This window comes from Gillisia xinjiangensis, assembly GCF_046298265.1.
Taxonomy (GTDB): domain Bacteria; phylum Bacteroidota; class Bacteroidia; order Flavobacteriales; family Flavobacteriaceae; genus Gillisia; species Gillisia xinjiangensis.
On sequence record NZ_JBKAHK010000004.1, the window covers coordinates 175,256 to 193,940 of the forward strand.

The window sequence follows — 18,685 nt, forward strand, 5'->3', positions numbered from 1 at the left end:
TTAAAGGAGGCCTTTTCAAGGCTGTAAAATAAATTACAAGCAAATTTTAATCATTCAAATATTTTAGGTAATGAGTAAATATATACGATTTTTTAGCGATCTAAATAATGAGGATTCCGCCGAAGTGGGTGGAAAAAATGCTTCCCTTGGGGAAATGATAAGGCAGCTTGGCCCCAAAGGAATTCGAACTCCTGCAGGATATGCTACCACCGCTCAGGCCTATTGGGATTATCTTGAACACAACGGTCTTAGAGAAAAACTTACCAACCTGCTTCAAAAACTAGATACAAAAGAGTTCAAAAATCTTAGGGAAACAGGTAAAAATGCCCGGGAATTGATTCTAAAGGGGAAATTCCCTGATGAACTTGCGGAAGAAATAAAGAAGGCTTACCGACAACTGGAAGAAAAAGAAGTAGCATTAACCAGTGTTGCAGTGCGAAGCAGCGCAACTGCTGAAGATCTTCCAGAAGCATCATTTGCTGGCCAGCATGATTCATTCCTGAACATACAAGGACCCGAAAACACACTAAAAGCCTGTAAAAAATGTTTTGCATCTCTTTTTACCGACAGGGCAATAAGGTACAGGGAGCACAATGGATTTCAACATATGCAGGTAGCACTCTCTGCCGGAGTGCAAAAAATGGTGCGTTCAGATAAAGCTTCAGCAGGAGTAGGATTTACTATTTTGCCAGATAGTGGCTACGAAAAAGTGCTTTTTATCACAGGTTCATGGGGGCTGGGAGATAATGTTGTTCAGGGTGCTGTAAATGCCGATGAATTTTATATTTTTAAACCATCTTTAAAAAAAGGAATGCGTTCTATTATTTCCAAAAAATTAGGCAGCAAGGAAAAAACAATGGTTTATGCCACCGGTGGTGGAAAAAATGATACCACTACAATCAATAAGAAAACCCCTGCTAAAAAGCAAAAACAATATGTTCTTACCGATGATGAAGTACTACAATTGGCAGTTTGGTCTTTAGAAATAGAAGATCATTATAAACGGGCAATGGATATCGAATGGGCTAAAGATGGGGAAAGCGGGGAGCTATATATTGTACAGGCCAGGCCGGAAACAGTGCATTCCGGAAAGGACAAATCCAAGATTATAGAATACCGGTTAAAAACAGAAGGAAAAGTAATTACCAAGGGCACCGGAATTGGAGAAAGAATCACCAAAGGCAAAAGCCGCATCCTGAGTTCTCCTGCCGAATCTGACAAACTGCAAAAGGGGGATGTTCTGGTAACTGGAATTACAAATCCTGATTGGGACAATGTGATGAAAAAAGCATCTGCTATTGTCACAAATAGTGGAGGTAGAACAAGCCATGCTGCTATTGTGGCCCGGGAACTAGGTGCTGTGGCGGTAGTTGGAACCGGAAATGCGACCGAGGTGATTAAGGACGGACAAGAAATCACAGTTGCCTGTGCCGGGGGAAATATTGGAAAAATATTCGAAGGTTTTCTGGAATGGGAAGAGAAAGAAATAGATTTCGGCAAACAGGAAGAGCCGGAAACTGAAGTGATGTTAATACTGGCCGATCCGGACCTGGCGTACAGTTACAGCAACTATCCTGTAAAGGGCGTGGGATTAATGCGCCTGGAGTTCGTAATAAATAACGTCATCCAGATCCATCCCCTTGCGCTTCGGTATTTTGATGACTTAGAAGACAAAGAAGCAAAAAAGAAAATTTCAGAATTAACAGCTTCCTACGAGGAAAAACATCTTTTTTTTGTTGAAAAACTGGCGGAAGGTGTTGCAACTATTGCTGCTGCATTCTATCCCCGCGAGGTCATTGTAAGAATGAGCGATTTTAAATCGAATGAGTATGCGAATTTGATCGGCGGAAAAGAATTTGAACCTGATGAGGAAAACCCGATGCTGGGTTTCAGGGGAGCTTCCAGGTATTATAGTGAAAAGTACAAAGATGGTTTTGAAATGGAATGTGAGGCCATGAAAATCGTAAGGGATGAAATGGGGTTTACCAATGTAAAGTTGATGATCCCCTTTTGCCGTACAGTGGAAGAAGGAAAAAAAGTAATTAATCTTATGGGCGACTTCGGGTTGAAACAAGGTTGGAATGATTTGGAGATCTATGTAATGTGCGAAATTCCTTCAAATGTACTTCAGGCGGAAGAATTCGCCGAGATCTTTGATGGTTTTTCCATTGGCTCCAATGATTTAACACAGCTCACTTTAGGTCTGGACAGGGATTCGGCACTGGTGAGCGATTTGTTTGATGAAACCAATCCTTCTTCCAAACAAATGATAGGTATGGCAATTGAGAAGGCCAAAAAGAAAGGCAGGAAGATAGGCTTATGTGGACAGGCACCAAGTGACATTCCTGAATTTACCCAATTCCTGGTAGAACACGGAATAGACAGCATTTCCTTTAATCCGGATGCTGTAGCTAAGGGAATCAAGAATATCTTAGAAGCTGAAAAAAAAAGAGGAAGATGATATATATGAAAGACAATTCATCAACATTAAAAAAACGCCCAATATTTTCCTGAATTGAAATTTATTTTGATGGAATTAAAAGTAGTTTCTCTTGCCTGCCGTTTACATAACGGAAGCCATCTTCTCTCCAGAATCCTGCTTCTTCCAACATTATTCGAATATCTTTACCCCAGTCAGGAATATTTACAGTTGTATTCAGTTCAATAGCATAAACCGTATTTGGGTAGAGTTCATAATCTCCTGTCCCCGGAACACCGCCCTGGGAATCCCACATTCCGATCGTAGGACCTGCAGAATGACCATATAATCCTAAAGGATGCGTATATATCGATGGCCTCAGGCCTTCTTTTTTAGCCTGTTTTAAGGAAGCTAAAAGAATTTCATTTCCGGACATTCCGGTTTTAAAATTAGCTGTAAGAATATCCTGTAATTTGTTTCCTTTGCTTAATGCTTCCCTTAAAAATTCAGGAGCTTCTGTTTCCCCGGGTTTTAAAACATAGGCATGCTGCTGGCAATCTGTATTCAGTTTTAAATAGGTTATTCCAAAGTCACAATGTAGCAAATCTCCGGGGCGTATCACCTCATCTTCATATCCTGCAGAAAAGGCTTCAATATGATCTTTTAAAGCTTCTTCCTTTCTTTGAATATCAACCGTAGGATGAAACCAGGTCTCCAGCCCAAGATCGGTTACTTTTTGGCGTAACCACCAAACAACTTCCTTTGAAGTGGTTTCTCCCGGAACTATTAATTTTTCACTAAAAGCTTCGGCAATAATCCCATGAGTTAAAAAAATTAGATCTTCATAAAGTTGCATTTCCTTTGCAGTTCGGGTTTCTATCCAACCAATAGCCAGCTCTTCTGCTGAAACAACTTTAGCTTTTAATTCTTCAGATAAAATATTAAGAAAAGACTCATAATCTGTTTTTACAATCCCGTCTGCCAGGGCAAAATCCCGGGAATAGTTAAGTGCGATCTTATTTGGATTTTTTTCTTCGATGATTTCCAAAAGAGCCTTCCACTGGTCGGGTTGAGATTCGGGATCCCAGGCAGAAGCAATGTTATCACCAATGTTATATCTGGCAACAGCCAGTCGCTCTAAAGTATCTTTTTGTTTATCCCTGTAAAACACCAGAATGGTTCTCCTTCGGGCATTAAGCCAGGTTGCCGGGAGCATGGTCTTCAACACAGGATCTTCATTGTATTCCCTGGAGATTAGAACCCACATATCCAATCCTGCCCTGTCCATCAACTTTGGCAAAAGATTGGTGAAACGGTCTTCCAGAATCTCATCTTCTAGACTGGCACGGTCTTTTTCAGATAAAATTTGAGCATTGGCTACAATTCCGAAAAAGAAAAAACTAATAAAGAATTTAAACATATTGGAGGTCATTATAAAATGGGTGTTTGTTTTAAGCAATTACCTGAGAGAAAGCTCTCCAGGTATATCAGGGAAAGAAATCTCCGGATTTCGGTGAAATCCTGTCCAAACGTTAAGGGCATTGGGAATTCAACCTAATGATGGGATTAAATCATGCTTTTCAATGTTTTTTCCCTGTGGATTTTCCCATTTGGGGTTTCCTCGAATTTTTCGATCAGATAAATTTTCTTTGGAATTTCATATTTATCAAGCGACTTCAGAGATTTAATTTCTTTCTGAAGTTCTTCCAACAATTCTTCAGAAAAATCGGCCTCAACAAATAAAACCAGTTTTTCTCCCAAGGCATCATCCGGCATTCCGGTTACAAAAAACCTTCTTTTAATGATTTTATTCAAGTTCCGCTCGATCTCTTCAGGATATAATTTTATGCCTCCGGAGTTTATCACATTATCATATCTCCCTTTCCAAAGGAACTTTTTATAGGTCAAAATCTCCACAACGTCATTGGTTACAATTGTATCGCTGGCAACCTTAGGGGCTTTAATAACAAGACAGCCTCTTTCATCTGTAGAAATTGAAATGTCAGGAAGCACTTTAAAAGGAATTGGTTTTGATTTTTTCTTTCCCGGATTAAGTTTTTTTGCAGCAATATGAGAAACGGTTTCCGTCATTCCAAAAGTTTCGTATACCTTGGTTTTTACACCTTGTACCATTTTTTGGAGCGAAGGAGATACAGCACCCCCTCCCACGATCAACTTTTTTATTAAATGTAATCTGCCAATGGAATTATCCAGTTGGAAGGGTGTCATCGCGCAGAAATCATAGGTTTTGAAAACCTGATCCAGGGGGTTTGAAGCCGGAGTAACCAAATCTATTTCCCAACCTAAAACCATCGCCCGCACCAACATCATCTTTCCTGCAATAAATTCTGCCGGTAAGCAATGTAAGGCAGTAGATTTTTCCGGAAGTTCAAAAAATTTACCAGTTGCCCTGGCCGAATTTATCATGTGCTCTTTTAGGAGTTTCACTTTTTTTGGCGTTCCCGTAGATCCAGATGTTTGTACCTCCATAGACGCGGAGGGCTTCAGCCAATCCAGAAGAAAATCCCCAATGGCACCTTCATAGGGTTCTCCCTCTTTTATGAGATTATATGCAACCTGGCTTAAATCGGAATTAGAATAATGATTCTTATTGAGTTTAAAATCAGGATGAGTTTCAGGAATTATGTGTTTTTCGTTCATATTTTTTTGAACTTAAAGAAGGTTCTTATTAAGAATACGTCAATTTAACAAAATACTCTCGAATTTTTATTTTTATTCAGAAGGTTTTAACACTTCGGGTTTTTCTACCTTCCCAAATAATTTGTCTTTCCAGTTGCTCCAGCCATATTTTTTGGACATAATAAAGAGGAAAACCGGGTAAACAATTAATACCGGGATAAGCACATCCCACCCCATGGACGGATCAGAAATATCCTTTAATAAAGAGTTGGTTTGAAAAGCAGTCCAGTCTGCAGTTACTAAAACGGCAGTAATTAGGTTGTTCCCTGCATGAAATCCCAGAGCGAGTTCCAGGCCTTCATCCATTAAAGTCATAATTCCCAGCATAAATCCTGTTCCTATATAATAGATCATAATAATATTCCCCAGTTTTGTAACTTCCGGATTGAAAAAATGAAGCCCTCCAAAAACTACCGAAGTAAGGATTAATGGCACCCATTTATTTCCAACCAAAGTACCAACCCCCTGCATTAAATAACCCCGAAAGAAATACTCCTCAAAACTGGTTTGAAGAGGAATCATTATAATGGCAATAAAGAGCATAATAAAAAATGGTCCGGGTTTAAAATTGAAAAAATAATCATCGGGATTGGCAAAATAATCTCCAACTGTTACAACAACAGAAAACAGTGCTACCAGGCCAAATGCAAAAAAGAACCTTCCCCAATCAATTTTCTTTCGGGTGGTTGTTAAGGCAATTATGGGCTGATTATGAAGGACTTTTGCTGCCAGAAAAACTCCTGCCAGTCCAAACGCAAAGGAGAGTAGAATCAAGAATAAATTAAGATTTGAATCCAGCAATTGCAACATTTCATCCTGTTCCATTCCTGCTATTTCAAAACCTCCTTCCAAAAATATCGCAAGCGCAAGAGGTAATTGGCCGGCTATTATAAAAACAAGGACTATTGCCACTCCAATGATATACCTCCAGAAATCATTTTGATACTTAAAAGCCTGCTGAATAAACATATGATTTACTTTATAAATTAAATTTCCACGATATTTCAGGATCGTATTTTATTTCTCCCTTTTGCACTACCAGCGGACTTTTGAAGTTGTTTGTATACAATCCACCGGTTCCCAATCCCTGGGGCAAAGATTTATTTTTCGTGAAAATCCACTGACTGATAGCATTCAAACCTACATTGCTTTCCAATGCACTTGTTACCCACCAACCAATAGAATTTTCATCCACCAGGTCTACCCATTCCTGAGTGCCTTTAAAGCCTCCAATTAAACTGGGCTTAAATATCGCAAATTGTGGATTTATAATTTGCAATAATTCCTGTTTTTTATCAAAGTCCGTAACACCTATCAATTCTTCATCTAATGCTATAGGAATAGGAGTTTTGCTGCATAAATCGGCCATGTGTTCCCATTTGCCCTGTTTTATGGGCTGCTCGATACTATGAATTTCGTATTCGCTGAGTTTTTCGAGTTTTTCCATCGCTTCCGGATAGGAAAAAGCCCCATTGGCATCTACCCTGAGTTCGATTTCTTTTGAAGAAAATTCGGTGCGAATATATTTAAGAAGATCCAGTTCGGTTTGAAAATCAATCGCGCCAATCTTCAATTTTATACAACGGAACCCAGCCTTGATTTTTTCTAAAATTTGCGCTTTCATAAAAGCTTTATCTCCCATCCAAACCAATCCGTTAATAGGTATTGCAGACTTTCCCTTGGTGAATTCAGAAGGAAAAAGAATAAATTTATCCTGTGCTTCGAGAGATTTAAAAGCCATTTCCACTCCAAACTGAATGGATGGAAATTCCAAGAGTTGCTTCCAAAGTACTTCGGGTCCCAATGCTATGTTTTCGCAAACCCATTTCAATTTCTCTTCATAATCCGGCCTGTCATCAAAACTAAGAGACCGTAAAAGTCCGCATTCGCCTACACCCGTTTTTCCGTCATGTTCAAGGATAATAAACCAGGTTTCCTTTGTAGAAAGAATGCCCCGGGAAGTTCCACTGGGGCGTTTAAAATTTAAAAAATACTGTTGGTAGTTTGCCTGCATTTAGGTTTGGTTGAACTTTTCCGAAATTTTTTTCAACTGTTTGAAACTTTGAAAAAGTTATTTATCTAAAGCTTTTCCAAAGTTTTATTAAAAATTTTAAACTTTGGAAAAGCTCAAGAGAGGTTATCTACAATTCTATACTCTCCCCAATCTCGAGAAGCATTAAATCCTTGTTTTTTTCATAGAATTTTCGTTTTGCCTCCTCATGATCTATTTCTATATACCCAAACGTATCGTAATGACAACCTATAATCTTATCACATTCAACAAAATCGCTGGCGAAAATCGCATCTTCTATTCCCATCGTAAAATTATCTCCTATGGGTAAAATAGCGAGATCCAGTTTTATTGACATAGGAATAAGTTTCATATCCATGGAAAGCGCAGTATCTCCGGCTATATAAATATTTTTATGTTCACTCTCAATCACGAAACCTCCAGGCTGTCCACCATAGGAACCATCCGGAAAAGAACTTGTATGCACGGCGTTCACATATTTCAGCTTCCCGAATTCAAAATCCCAACTTCCTCCGTGGTTCATGGGATGTACTTCTAATCCCATGTTTTCATAATGCGTAGCGATTTCAAAATTACTTACTATAATTGCTCCCATATTTTTGGCTATTTTTTCAGCATCCAGAATATGGTCTTGGTGTGCGTGGGTTAGCAGAATAAAATCTGCCTTCAATTCATGTATGTCAATCTTTTCTTTGGATTTTTCGTTTCCGGTAATAAATGGATCTACAATTAAATGAGTTTCGCCTATTTGTATTCCAAAGGAGCTATGTCCGTAAAAAGTGATTTTCATATGTGTTTTATTTTTTGTTATTTATTGGTCATATGCAATTCGCATATATTCTTTGGTGTTTTTCTCATATTTCTCGTTATGCTCATTTCATAATTCTATTTTTAAGATTTATTCTAAAATAAGCATTGAAAGCTGAAATATCATTAATCACGGGAAATTTATTTCCAAACAACCTGTTATAAAATAAGCCCCAATCCAAATAATATGGAAATAAAAAATGTGGTGAGTGCAAGTATTTTAAGCTCAGGATCCAAAAGCATTGGGTTTTCATTTTCAACCACTCTTTTTAAATGAAGAAAAAGCGGAATAAAACCTATTAAATAAAGGAAATCAGTCCATGAATCAGCCGTAAAAACCGAAAATATCACCAAACAAAAACTTGCTCCAATAATTAAAGAATAATGATAATTTTTTGACCGACTTGCTCCCATTTTTACCACCAGGGTGTTTTTACCTGAATTTGCATCCGATTCGCGGTCACGCATGTTATTTAGGTTTAAAACCCCTGCGCTTAAAAAACCTATAGCAAAAGCCGGCAATAGAACAAGCCAGTTGAATTCCATCGTATATAAAAAATAAGAGCCATATACAGCGACAAGACCAAAGAAAATAAATACAAAAACATCTCCTAATCCCCTGTATCCATAAGCATTCTCTCCTACGGTATATTTAATGGCGGCTACTATGGCGGCTATGCCCAGTGCGAAAAACACAAATGCAGAAAGGAAGTTTTCACTCCCAAAAGCAACATAAATCAACAGCAGTGCGAGGATCATTGTTGCGATTGCAGTAATCCAAATCCCCTGCTTCATTTCCCTTGCAGAGATCAATCCGCTTTGAATAGCTCTTGCAGGACCCACCCGATTTTCATTGTCGGTTCCTTTAACGCCATCACCGTAATCATTGGCCAAATTGGAAAGTATCTGAAGTCCCAGGGTAGTGCAAAGCGCCAAACTAAAGGTTACTATATTGAAATATCCCTGTTGAACTGCGATGGTTGTCCCCACTATAATTCCGGAAATTGAAAGCGGTAAGGTCCTTAAGCGTGCAGCATTAATCCATGAACTGAAATTTCCCATATTAACGCATTATTTTAACAAGCAGTTCCTTTAATAAATCTCCCTGCCCAACATTGGCCGCTCCTACTCCTTTTCCTTTAACATCGGCATCCCTCAAAAATCCTATAATCCCACTTACTTTTTTCATAGGATAGTTTCTTGCTGCAACCACATAATCACTCACAAAATAGGGGTTTACTTTTAAAACTTTTGCAACATTGGCTTTAGATTGATCTGTTAGCCCATGATATTGTAATATTTGAGAAAAATAGGAGAATAATAAGGTAACAGTTACCACCATTGGATTGTCCTTTGAATTTTGGGAGAAATAATTGATAATTTGATGAGCTTTTACCTCATCCTTCAAACCTATTGCTTTCCTGAGTTCAAAGTTGTTGAAATCCTTGCTTATCCCTATATTTTCCTCGATTAATTCAGGGGAAATAAGGGTTTCCTTCGGGGTGATTAACTGAAGTTTTTGAAGTTCATTATCTATTTTCCCGAGATCTACGCCCAAAAATTCCACCAGCATTTGGGCAGCTTTGGGAGAAATATTATAATCACGGGATTTAAGGGTTTTTTGGATCCAACCTGCTATTTGATTTTCATATAATCTTTTACTCTCAAAGATAACCCCGGTTTTTGAGATGGTTTTATATAGTTTTTTACGCTTATCTATTTTTTTGTATTTATAGCAAAATACCAAAACACTTGTAGGTTGAGGATTCTCGGCATAGGATTCAAGTTTTTCAATACTTCGGGAGAGATCCTGGGCCTCTTTTATAATTACAAGCTGCCGCTCTGCCATCATGGGATAGCGCTTGGCATTGCTCACAATCTCATCAATACTTGTATCTCTTCCGTAGAGGACCATCTGGTTAAAGCCTTTTTCTTCCTCTGCTAATAAATTATCCTCAATATAGTCGGAAATCTTATCGATATAATAAGGCTCTTCACCCATCAGGAAATAAATGGGGTGTATTTGTCCGTTTTTTATTTTTTTAACTATTTGTATAGCTTCTTCCATAATGGCTTAAAATAGTTTAAACTTTTGAGTTCATAGCTAAAAAGGTTCTTTGATTTCTTAAATTCCGTAGTTCCTTTCAAGAATTTAATTTGAATAGATTCAGGAGTTCACTCTAAAATTTTGTTATTTTGAATTATGCAAAAATTGAATTTCCCGGACTATTCATTTCGATTCAAAAATAGCGAAAATAAAACGGCCGTATTTGATGAAATACGAAAAAAGTTTGTAATTCTAACTCCTGAAGAATGGGTTCGATTGCATACGGTTCAATTTCTTATGAAGGAGAAACAGTATCCAAAAAGCCATTTAAATGTTGAGAAACAGCTGAAATTGGGCAAAATGACCAAGCGTTATGATGTGGTGGTTTATAAACCCAATGGAAAAATACAATTGATTGTGGAATGTAAAGCCCCATCAATAAAGATCTCCCAGGCTACTTTTGATCAAATTGCACGTTATAATATGAGTTTAGATGCTACCTATTTAATGGTTACCAATGGATTGGAGCATTATTACTGTAAACTTGATTATGCAGAGGAAAAATATCATTTTCTTCAGGATCTTCCGGAATATTTGAATCTATAGAAAATAGAATAAGCCATTTTGCATCGGGCAACCTTGAAATTTTCTGATTACTTTTGAACACGCTTAAAAAAATCCCCTTTAATGACCGTAGCTGTTGTGATTTTAAACTGGAATGGAATTGAACTCTTAAAACAGTTTTTGCCTTCTGTGGTCGATTTTTCTCCTGAAGCCACAGTGTATCTTGCCGATAATGCTTCTTCAGATAATTCGGTTAAATTTGTAAAAGAAAATTTTCCGAAAGTAAAGATCATTCAGAATAAATTAAACGGAGGCTATTCAAAAGGATATAATGATGCACTTTCCGGCCTTGAGGAAGAACTTTTTATCTTGTTGAACAGCGATGTGCAGGTGACTCCGCACTGGCTACCCCCAATAATGGAGCTATTCCAAAAAAATGAAGATCTGGGAGCAGCACAACCTAAAATTATGGATTTTAAAAATCCTGAATATTTTGAATATGCAGGAGCTGCAGGCGGTTTTATCGATAAACTGGGATATCCTTATTGCCGGGGAAGAATTTTTAACAGTTTGGAAAAAGATCAAGGCCAATATGACGATGAAACCAATATTTTTTGGGCAAGCGGCGCGTGTCTTGCAATTAGGAGCAGTGCTTTTTTTAAAATAGGAGGGCTGGATGAAGATTATTTTGCCCATCAGGAAGAAATAGATGTTTGCTGGCGCTTGCATAATTTTGGGTTCAAAGTAAAATACACGCCAAAATCTATTGTGTATCACGTGGGCGGGGCAACCTTAAACCATATGAATCCAAGAAAAACCTTTTATAATTTCAGGAACAGCTTATATAATTTGCTGAAAAATCTTCCTGCTTCTCAACTCTTATGGATACTTCCAATACGAATGATCCTGGACGGGATCGCAGCTATAAAATTTTTAATTGAAGGCCGTGGAAAACATTTTTTAGAGATTCTAAATGCCCATATAAGTTTTTATAAAATGTTGCCGGTATTCATTAAAAAGAGAAAAAAAGTCCCTGTGAAATTCGCCTCTTTTTCAAAATTTTCCGTTGTTTGCAGTCATTATTTTTTGGGAATAAAAAAATTCTCGGAAATGTAATGTTTTTAACCAAAAACTAGGGAATTGGCACCAGTTTTGATAACTTTGGGAAAATCTAACTTTAACAAAAAAAAACACCATTATGAAGAAAATTTTGCTTTTAACAGCATCAGCAGCGCTTCTTCTTTCTTCTTGCGTTTCACAGAAGAAATATGCAGCACTGGAAACTCAACAAAGAGAAACTCAGGATCAATTAAACACGGCTACAGTTAAGCTGAATTCTTGTTTAGACGAAAAAGAGAGGTTGGGACAACAAGTCAAAACTTTAAACAATCAAAATGCTGCATTGCTTAACAACGTTGGAGATTTAGCGACACTTTCAGTGAAAGAAGCTCAAAATCTTGAAAGATCTTTGGAAAGTATCAAAGAAAAAGATTTGAAAATTCAACGTATGCAGGATGCAATCACCAAAAAAGATTCGGTAACCCTTGCTTTGGTAACAAGTCTTAAAGGTGTTCTTGGAAACATGAGCGATGAAGATATCCAGATCAATGTTGAAAAGGGTGTTGTTTATGTATCCATTTCAGATAAAATGTTATTTGACAGTGGTCGTTGGAATGTTACCAGTCGTGCTAAAGAAGTACTGGGTAAAGTTGCTACCGTTGTAAAAAACAGACCGGAAATTGAATTTATGGTTGAAGGTCATACAGATGATCAGGCTATAAAAACTGCCGTGATTGAAGATAACTGGGATTTAAGCGTAAAACGTGCAACTTCAGTTGTGAGAATACTTCAAAACGAATTCGGTGTGCCACCGGAAAGAATGACTGCAGCAGGAAGAAGTTACTATATTCCACTTGCAACCAATGCAAATGCTGAAGGTCGTGCTAAAAACAGAAGAACAAGAATTGTTATCTTACCTAAATTAGATCAGTTCTACAACCTGATTGAAGAAGGTATGGGAGATGCTAAATAATAACTAGCAGAAAACATAAATACAAAAAAGCCTCGCATTGCGGGGCTTTTTTATTATCTGGATTTAATAATTCAGGATTTTGAGCAAACTGTTACAACCCCCATTTATATAATCTCAATACTTCCCTTTCCTTCCCTCATTACTTCAGGCTCAGCATTGGTAAGGTCTATTACAGTGGAAGGAATATTATCTCCGTACCCACCATCAATAACTATATCTACCAATTTATCCCATTTTTCATGGATCAGCTCAGGATCTGTGGTATATTCTATCACCTCATCATCATCGCGAATCGAGGTTGAAACAATAGGATTTCCGAGTTCACGAACGATAGCCCTGCAAATATTATTATCGGGCACCCTGATTCCGACTGTTTTTTTCTTTTTGAAAACATTCGGCAAATTGCTATTTCCCGGCAAAATAAAGGTATAAGGCCCGGGAAGATTTCGTTTTAAGATCTTAAAGGTCTGGGTGTCAATTTGTTTTACATAATCTGAAAGATTACTGAGATCTTCACATATAAAGGAGAAATTTGCTTTCTCAAGTTTCACCTGTTTTATTTGAGCTATTCGCTCTAGTGCCGAAGTATTGGTGATATCACAACCCAGCCCGTAAACGGTATCGGTTGGATAGATCACCAAACCACCTTTTCGCAGTACTTCCACCACTTTTTTAATATCTTTAGGATTTGGGTTCTCTTCGTAAATACGTATTAATTCTGCCATAACTACCTTATTTTAATAACAAAAAGAATTTACAAAATTTTAAAGTTTTTACCTTAAAATATGAACGAAAAATTATCCTGAGAAGGTATAAAAATAATTTGCTGTAAAATTCCATAAAACAACAATTCCAATCGCAAAAACCTTAGCCACATAAAAATTAAACTGTTTGTGGTGGTTTAAAAGATAGATCACCTGGTTATTAATAATTAAACCTATGATGGCAATGAGAATAAATTTGAACCCTTGGGAGAAAATTTCCGGATTGAGGTCCTGAAAAGTCCAATATTTATTGAGAAAATAGTTGCTTATCACCGCGAATGAAAATCCAGTACTATTGGCGAGATATTTATTAAAGGAAAATCTTTCTTTGAGAAGAAAGGTGATTCCAAAATCAATAAATAACCCTGAAGTTCCGACAAGAGAAAATTTAATAAATTGCCAGGCAAATATTTCCATCACTAATTATTCTACAATTAGAATCTTGTTTTTATAGTTTATTCCAGGTTCCAGATAATTGCTTTTTAAAGAAACGAAAATATGGTAACTGTCCTTTTCAGGTGGGGCTTTATAATTTATTATTTGAATAAAACTTTCACCCGGATCCAATTCTCCCTTATCTAATAATAAAGGAAAACGCTGTTCTTCAACAAGTTGCTTATCCTTAATTAAAGAAGCAACAATTTCCACTGAAAAATTTTCATTCTCTTGAAAGTTTACCGAAAAAGGGTAGTTGTTCGTTAACATTACTTCCAATGGATATGTTTTTTTTGCTTCAAAAGTCCATTCCTTATTCAAGACCTCAATTTCCACTTTATTATAACTTCTGAAATTTTTTAATTCAGAAATATAAAAATCCCCAATAGCGGTTTCAACCAAAGAAAAGTTCGGCAAATCCATACCCAATACCATCAGGACATTTTTACCCTGAATTTTAGTTTCTGTATCCCACAGGTCAAATTGATTTTTTCTGTAATTTACTCCGTTGTAACTGTGCGCTAAACTTTTTGTATAATAGGTGTATTTTGAAGCTTTTTGATATGAGTTCAAAAAAATCACCGGTTTGTTTTGTGCTTTTTTGGCTATTTCCTGCGCCCATTCTTCCCAATTATGAAATTCATTCCTAATTTTAAAATGTGAAGAAACCCCATTAAATATGCTATCAGTAGCCAGGAAAACCCGAAAAAATAATCCAATCACAAATGTTATTCCTCCTAAAACGACAATCCATTTTCGCAAAGTAAATTCCTCCTTTAAATATTTATAGGAAAGAATTAACAGCGGTATTACAACGGGAATATTCCAGTTGGGTTCAACTTTGCTGTAAAAACTTGAGAAAAAGAAAAATATCACCACCCCAAGCACATTGAATTTTAATACCCGCTCCCACTTTGATGTGATACGAACTTTAAAAAAGACATACCATAAAATAAAACCTATCAGTGGTCCGGATATAAGGATTAATCCTAAAAAATAATTGAGGGAGAAGGAAATGGTATATGCCCGGTTTCCTCTTCCCAAAAGATGGTATTGCAAAGTAGGATAGTTGTTTTCTATTTGCCAAATAATATGGGGAAAGAATAATATCAGGGAAAATAGTGCTATGAGCCAGAAACTCCTTTTTTTAAGAAATTCGGGGGCTGCTATTATTGTAAAAAGCAGGATTAAGAAACCATGATATTTACTGTATAGCATTAAGGCAACAGACAGGGCTAAGATCAAAATATATTTTATTTTTTCTGAATTGAGGTATTTTTCTAAAGCCCAAAAATAAAATATGGATGAAGCCAGGAGTGGCCCATCAGGAACCACGATAAATCCATATACATGAAAAATGATTAACCCGGAGATCAATGAAACAAAAAGCAAAAAATCCTCTCCGTATTTAGTGCAAATTTTCCATAACAGAAACAGGGATACACATCCCGTTAAAACGTTTACAAGCCGCAATCCAAAATCATTTTCAAAGAGAAAATAACCAGCTTTAATCATGATCGCAATTGCGGGTGGATGATCATAAAAACCCCAATCTAAATTTTGGGAATACATCCAGTAATAAGCCTCATCATGAGCCAGGCCGGTAAAGGCTGCACTAAGAAGATTGAGTACTACCCATATCAACAAAAACCCCAAAATAAAATAGGTTTGCTTGCCTATTATTTTTTGGGGGTTCAAATTATCGAGATTTTATTGCACATTTTCAGAGTTTTCAAATTAACCGTTTTTAATTATTACTTACTAAAGTTAGTAAAACTTTAAAGTTAAAATGATCTTGACAAAATGTAATTCAAAATTCACCGGATAATCTCTTACCACAAAACAAAAAATTAAAAAATCATGAAAGTAATTTTAGCTTTGCAAATCGAAGCAACAACTTTTTGATTCCTCCATTTTCAAAATTGATCTCTGCTTTTTTATCCTGTCCTATGCCATCTATTTTTAGGACCTTCCCCTTTCCGAAGCGAATATGCTCCACTTCATTCCCTTCTTCAAGCTTTACCACATCTTTAATCGATGCCTGTCCCGAATTATCTAAAGCTGGCCTTAATTTCCTGAGTTTCCGAAGTTGCTCTTCACTTGGCTTATGAGCTGGTGGTGGTGATCCTGCTTTGGGTTTGGTTTGCCGCAATTTGCTTTTGTCCACTTCCCCAAAAATATCGGTATCTATCAATGGTTTGTACTTGTAATCATCCTGCGGAATCATATAATCCAGGAACTGTCCTTCAATTTCTTCTATAAATCGGCTGGGTTCGGCATCCACCAGTTTCCCCCATCGGTACCGCGATTGGGTATAGGTAAGATAGGCCTGCTTTTCAGCCCGGGTTAGTGCAACATAAAAAAGTCGTCTTTCCTCTTCCAGTTCACTTCTGGTGTTCATACTCATTCCGGAAGGAAAAAGATCTTCTTCCATCCCAACAATATAAACGTATGGAAATTCCAGTCCTTTCGCCAGGTGAATGGTCATAAGGGCCACGTGATCATCGTTGGATTCCTTATCCATATCGGTAGCCAATGCTACATCTTCCAGGAATTCGGCTAAAGACCCGGTAGCATCGGCCAGTTCTTTTTGCCCTTCTACAAAATCCTTGATTCCATTCAATAACTCTTCAATGTTTTCAATTTTGGCAACTCCTTCCGGAGTTCCGTCTTTCTTCAAATCCTGAACAAGCCCTGTTTTTTTTGCAACCGTATCGGCAACTGTAAAAGCATCGGCATTTTCGTTCAAAATGCTGAAGCTTTTAATCATATTTACGAAATTTGTAAGCTTGCTCCTGGTTCCGGAATTCACCTTTAAATCTATATGATCCAGATTTTCAATGATCTCAAAGATTGATTTTCCATAGGTATTTGCAGCAATGGTAAGCTTATCGATGGTGGTTTGCCCAATTCCACGGGCAGGATAATTGATCACCCTTTTCAAGGCCTGTTCGTCATTAGGATTGATAAGCAATCTTAAATATGAAAGTACATCTTTTATCTCCTTACGCTGATAAAATGAAAGTCCGCCATAGATCCGGTAAGGGATTTCGCGTTTTCTCAAGGCATCTTCCATCGCCCGGCTTTGGGCATTCGTTCTGTATAAAATGGCAAAACTCCCATTGTTCAACTGGTTTTGCATTTTGTTCTCAAAAATTGAGCTCGCCACAAACCTGCCTTCTTCCCCATCGGTTAACAACCGGTTTACAATGATCTTTGGCCCGTCTTCATTTGCGGTCCAAACCACCTTTTCAAGCTTGGTTTTATTCTTTTCAATGATGGAGTTGGCGGCATTCACGATGTTTTTTGTAGAACGGTAATTCTGTTCCAGTCTGTAAAGTTGAACATTGTCATAATCTTTCTGAAAATTCAGAATATTGTTGATGTTCGCACCCCGAAAGGCATAAATACTTTGAGCATCATCTCCTACCACACATATATTCTGAAATTTATCTGAAAGTGCTTTTACGATCAAATATTGGGAATGATTGGTATCCTGGTACTCATCCACAAGAATATACCTGAAGCGGTTTTGATATTTCTGAAGCACTTCCGGAAACCGGTTTAAAAGTTCGTTTGTTTTCAGCAACAAATCATCAAAGTCCATCGCTCCTGCCTTAAAACAACGGTCTACATAATTTTGATAGATATCACCTAAACGAGGTTTTTTAGACATCGCATCGGCTTCCCTTAGTTCCGGATTCTGAAAATAAGCTTTTACTGTGATTAGGCTGTTTTTATAGGAAGAGATCCTGGAATACACCTGTTTATATTTATAAATATCCTTATCCAGACCCATTTCCTTTATTATAGCCGAAATTAATCGTTGGGAATCCTGGGTATCATAAATGGTGAAATTTGATGGATATCCTAATTTATCTGCTTCAAAACGCAACATTTTAGCAAATATGGAGTGAAAGGTACCCATCCACAAGTTTTTGGCCTCGCTGCTTCCCACGATCTGGGAAATACGTTTCTTCATTTCCTTGGCCGCTTTGTTGGTAAAGGTGAGCGAGAGGATGTTAAAAGGATCTACCCCTTTGCTCATCAAATAGGCAATCCTGTAGGTAAGCACCCTGGTTTTCCCGGAGCCAGCCCCTGCTATCACAATCATCGCACCGTCCTTTTGAAGGACTGGAGCCCGTTGGGCATCATTTAATTCTGCTAAATAAGATTCCAATAGTTCTTCTTTATTTTAAGCTGTGAATTTAACCAAAAACCCCTTAACTGAAAACCTCAATCTAGGTTACTTTTAAACAAACGAATCTTAAATTATGTCAATACCTATATTTTAAATACATTTAGCATCTTCATTTAATCTAAGCGTTTATGATCAAAAAAGTTCAAGTACTGTTTTTGCTGAGTTTCCTTTTTATTTTTTCTGAAAGTTTTGCACAGAACAAGGTTACACCAGAGAAACCAATTTCCAATTTTGGACCAACCTACCCTATTGAAAACCCCGATTATAAAACTTCACTTTCCGAAGAATATAAAGTTGTTTTTGATATCACCAAGGCTTCTGAAGATCCTTCTGAACTAAACAGATATGTGGAAGCTGTTGCCCGGTTTTTAAATATGCATGTGGAAGCCGGAAAACCTTTAAATTCCATGGATGTCTATGTTGTAATGCACGGTGGGGCCGCACAAACGCTTCTCAAAAATGAATTCTACAATGAGGTTTATAAAACAGACAATCCAAATATCGCCCTTTTTGAGGCTTTAAACGAAACGGGAGTTAAAATTATTTTATGTGGGCAAACAGCTCACGCCAGAAATATTTCAAAAGAAAGAAGGATACCGGAGGCTAAGATTTCCCTATCGGCAATGACGGCCCTGATCCAGCTTCAAAATGATGGATACCGGCTGATACGTTTATAAAGTTTCA

General features: G+C 37.3%; 16 protein-coding genes. 5 read left to right on the forward strand and 11 right to left on the reverse strand.

Annotated elements, in window-relative coordinates:
• Positions 1-70: 70 nt before the first annotated feature.
• The gene (ppsA, locus tag ACKGJN_RS08280) at positions 71-2,461 is read left to right on the forward strand and encodes a phosphoenolpyruvate synthase (protein ID WP_409539005.1); all 2,391 of its coding nucleotides are present in this window, start codon (positions 71-73) and stop codon (positions 2,459-2,461) included.
• A 61-nt stretch (positions 2,462-2,522) separates the two neighbouring features.
• On the opposite strand, the gene ACKGJN_RS08285 is transcribed toward ppsA, so the two are convergent.
• From ACKGJN_RS08285 to holA, 7 genes are all read right to left on the reverse strand, one after another.
• Entirely contained in the window at positions 2,523-3,839 is a 1,317-nt protein-coding gene (locus ACKGJN_RS08285) for a M24 family metallopeptidase (RefSeq protein WP_409539006.1), read from the reverse strand.
• Positions 3,840-3,985: 146 nt separating this feature from the next.
• On the reverse strand, positions 3,986-5,080 hold the full coding sequence (locus ACKGJN_RS08290) for an AMP-binding protein (RefSeq protein ID WP_409539007.1): 1,095 nt from the start codon (positions 5,078-5,080) through the stop codon (positions 3,986-3,988).
• 72 nt (positions 5,081-5,152) lie between these two features.
• Complete coding sequence (locus ACKGJN_RS08295) at positions 5,153-6,088, reverse strand: CPBP family intramembrane glutamic endopeptidase (RefSeq protein ID WP_409539008.1); 936 nt, start codon at positions 6,086-6,088, stop codon at positions 5,153-5,155.
• Positions 6,089-6,098: 10 nt separating this feature from the next.
• Complete coding sequence (locus tag ACKGJN_RS08300) at positions 6,099-7,133, reverse strand: o-succinylbenzoate synthase (RefSeq protein ID WP_409539009.1); 1,035 nt, start codon at positions 7,131-7,133, stop codon at positions 6,099-6,101.
• Positions 7,134-7,260: 127 nt separating this feature from the next.
• Entirely contained in the window at positions 7,261-7,941 is a 681-nt protein-coding gene (locus ACKGJN_RS08305; RefSeq protein ID WP_409539010.1) for a metal-dependent hydrolase, read from the reverse strand.
• A 176-nt stretch (positions 7,942-8,117) separates the two neighbouring features.
• Positions 8,118-9,020, reverse strand: coding sequence for a 1,4-dihydroxy-2-naphthoate polyprenyltransferase (locus tag ACKGJN_RS08310; protein ID WP_409539011.1), 903 nt, complete (start codon positions 9,018-9,020; stop codon positions 8,118-8,120).
• 1 nt (position 9,021) lies between these two features.
• Positions 9,022-10,026 carry a DNA polymerase III subunit delta gene (holA, locus tag ACKGJN_RS08315; protein ID WP_409539012.1) on the reverse strand — a complete coding sequence of 335 codons (1,005 nt, stop codon included), beginning with the start codon at positions 10,024-10,026 and terminating at the stop codon, positions 9,022-9,024.
• A gap of 135 nt (positions 10,027-10,161) precedes the next feature.
• Between holA and ACKGJN_RS08320 the strand changes: the two genes are divergently transcribed.
• The 3 genes from ACKGJN_RS08320 to ACKGJN_RS08330 all read left to right on the forward strand — a co-directional run bounded on the left by ACKGJN_RS08320 (position 10,162) and on the right by ACKGJN_RS08330 (position 12,601).
• Positions 10,162-10,611: a type I restriction enzyme HsdR N-terminal domain-containing protein gene (locus ACKGJN_RS08320; RefSeq protein WP_409539013.1), complete on the forward strand. Its 450-nt coding sequence runs from the start codon at positions 10,162-10,164 to the stop codon at positions 10,609-10,611.
• 81 nt (positions 10,612-10,692) lie between these two features.
• Positions 10,693-11,685, forward strand: coding sequence for a glycosyltransferase family 2 protein (locus ACKGJN_RS08325; RefSeq protein WP_409539014.1), 993 nt, complete (start codon positions 10,693-10,695; stop codon positions 11,683-11,685).
• An 82-nt stretch (positions 11,686-11,767) separates the two neighbouring features.
• Positions 11,768-12,601, forward strand: a complete 834-nt coding sequence (locus ACKGJN_RS08330; RefSeq protein WP_409539015.1) for an OmpA/MotB family protein — start codon at positions 11,768-11,770, stop codon at positions 12,599-12,601.
• A 104-nt stretch (positions 12,602-12,705) separates the two neighbouring features.
• Here the strand turns inward: ACKGJN_RS08330 and ACKGJN_RS08335 are convergent, their stop codons facing one another.
• The 4 genes from ACKGJN_RS08335 to ACKGJN_RS08350 form a co-directional block, all read right to left on the reverse strand.
• On the reverse strand, positions 12,706-13,326 hold the full coding sequence (locus ACKGJN_RS08335) for an L-threonylcarbamoyladenylate synthase (RefSeq protein WP_409539016.1): 621 nt from the start codon (positions 13,324-13,326) through the stop codon (positions 12,706-12,708).
• A gap of 72 nt (positions 13,327-13,398) precedes the next feature.
• Positions 13,399-13,782 (reverse strand): GtrA family protein, encoded by a 384-nt coding sequence (locus ACKGJN_RS08340; RefSeq protein ID WP_409539017.1) that lies wholly within the window; start codon positions 13,780-13,782, stop codon positions 13,399-13,401.
• 6 nt (positions 13,783-13,788) lie between these two features.
• Complete coding sequence (locus tag ACKGJN_RS08345) at positions 13,789-15,498, reverse strand: ArnT family glycosyltransferase (RefSeq protein ID WP_409539018.1); 1,710 nt, start codon at positions 15,496-15,498, stop codon at positions 13,789-13,791.
• Between the two features lie 160 nt (positions 15,499-15,658).
• The gene (locus tag ACKGJN_RS08350) at positions 15,659-17,980 is read right to left on the reverse strand and encodes an ATP-dependent helicase (protein ID WP_409539019.1); all 2,322 of its coding nucleotides are present in this window, start codon (positions 17,978-17,980) and stop codon (positions 15,659-15,661) included.
• A gap of 149 nt (positions 17,981-18,129) precedes the next feature.
• On the opposite strand from ACKGJN_RS08350, the gene ACKGJN_RS08355 reads away from it, so the two are divergent.
• Complete coding sequence (locus ACKGJN_RS08355) at positions 18,130-18,678, forward strand: DsrE family protein (protein ID WP_409539020.1); 549 nt, start codon at positions 18,130-18,132, stop codon at positions 18,676-18,678.
• Positions 18,679-18,685 lie beyond the last annotated feature (7 nt).

What these genes read in the sequence shown, in the direction of transcription:
- ACKGJN_RS08300 (WP_409539009.1), bottom strand. Translation starts at nt 7,133, where the DNA reads ATGCAGGCAAACTACCAACAGTATTTTTTAAATTTTAAACGCCCCAGT.
- ACKGJN_RS08285 (WP_409539006.1), bottom strand. Translation starts at nt 3,839, where the DNA reads ATGTTTAAATTCTTTATTAGTTTTTTCTTTTTCGGAATTGTAGCCAAT.
- holA (WP_409539012.1), bottom strand. Translation starts at nt 10,026, where the DNA reads ATGGAAGAAGCTATACAAATAGTTAAAAAAATAAAAAACGGACAAATA.
- ACKGJN_RS08340 (WP_409539017.1), bottom strand. Translation starts at nt 13,782, where the DNA reads ATGGAAATATTTGCCTGGCAATTTATTAAATTTTCTCTTGTCGGAACT.
- ACKGJN_RS08355 (WP_409539020.1), top strand. Translation starts at nt 18,130, where the DNA reads ATGATCAAAAAAGTTCAAGTACTGTTTTTGCTGAGTTTCCTTTTTATT.
- ACKGJN_RS08325 (WP_409539014.1), top strand. Translation starts at nt 10,693, where the DNA reads ATGACCGTAGCTGTTGTGATTTTAAACTGGAATGGAATTGAACTCTTA.
- ppsA (WP_409539005.1), top strand. Translation starts at nt 71, where the DNA reads ATGAGTAAATATATACGATTTTTTAGCGATCTAAATAATGAGGATTCC.
- ACKGJN_RS08330 (WP_409539015.1), top strand. Translation starts at nt 11,768, where the DNA reads ATGAAGAAAATTTTGCTTTTAACAGCATCAGCAGCGCTTCTTCTTTCT.
- ACKGJN_RS08320 (WP_409539013.1), top strand. Translation starts at nt 10,162, where the DNA reads ATGCAAAAATTGAATTTCCCGGACTATTCATTTCGATTCAAAAATAGC.
- ACKGJN_RS08305 (WP_409539010.1), bottom strand. Translation starts at nt 7,941, where the DNA reads ATGAAAATCACTTTTTACGGACATAGCTCCTTTGGAATACAAATAGGC.
- ACKGJN_RS08295 (WP_409539008.1), bottom strand. Translation starts at nt 6,088, where the DNA reads ATGTTTATTCAGCAGGCTTTTAAGTATCAAAATGATTTCTGGAGGTAT.
- ACKGJN_RS08335 (WP_409539016.1), bottom strand. Translation starts at nt 13,326, where the DNA reads ATGGCAGAATTAATACGTATTTACGAAGAGAACCCAAATCCTAAAGAT.
- ACKGJN_RS08290 (WP_409539007.1), bottom strand. Translation starts at nt 5,080, where the DNA reads ATGAACGAAAAACACATAATTCCTGAAACTCATCCTGATTTTAAACTC.
- ACKGJN_RS08310 (WP_409539011.1), bottom strand. Translation starts at nt 9,020, where the DNA reads ATGGGAAATTTCAGTTCATGGATTAATGCTGCACGCTTAAGGACCTTA.